This is a genomic window from Streptomyces jumonjinensis (assembly GCF_009600885.1).
GTDB classification, from domain to species: Bacteria; Actinomycetota; Actinomycetes; order Streptomycetales; family Streptomycetaceae; genus Streptomyces; species Streptomyces jumonjinensis.
In genome coordinates, this window is sequence record NZ_VCLA01000202.1 from 11,410 (window position 1) to 11,878 (window position 469).

Here is a 469-nt window from a genome sequence, read left to right on the forward strand (position 1 = left end):
GGCCGTCAACTCATGCTCACGGATCAAGCGCGCCAGCGACTGGGCGCTGACCGTGCCCGGCGGAGCGATCACAATCCGCCCGCCATGAACCAACGGCACCCACAGTTCGTAAGTGGACGCGTCGAACGCATGCGGCGCATGCACCAGCACCCGCTCCCGCGCCGCCGCACTCCAACACGAATCCGTCACCAGCGCGGCCACCGCACCATGCGTGACCTCGACACCCTTCGGCACACCCGTCGACCCCGACGTATACATCACATACGCGACATCCGCAGGACCCACCGCCACGGCGGCGGATATCCCCTCCGAGCCGGACAGCAGCTCTTCGACCGGTACGAGGCGATCGGGCGCCACCAGGTCGGCGAGTCCCCGTTCGGCGACGGTCAGGGTGACATGTTCCAGTACGAGATGGATCCGAGTGGTGGGCCAGGACGGGTCCACCGGCACATACGCAGCCCCCGCCTTG

General features: G+C 67.6%; 1 protein-coding gene. It reads right to left on the minus strand.

Features of this window, described 5'->3' with window-relative positions; genetic code table 11:
• On the minus strand, positions 1-450 hold a 450-nt coding region (locus FF041_RS36680), incomplete at its 3' end, for an AMP-binding protein (protein ID WP_407698231.1).
• Positions 451-469 lie beyond the last annotated feature (19 nt).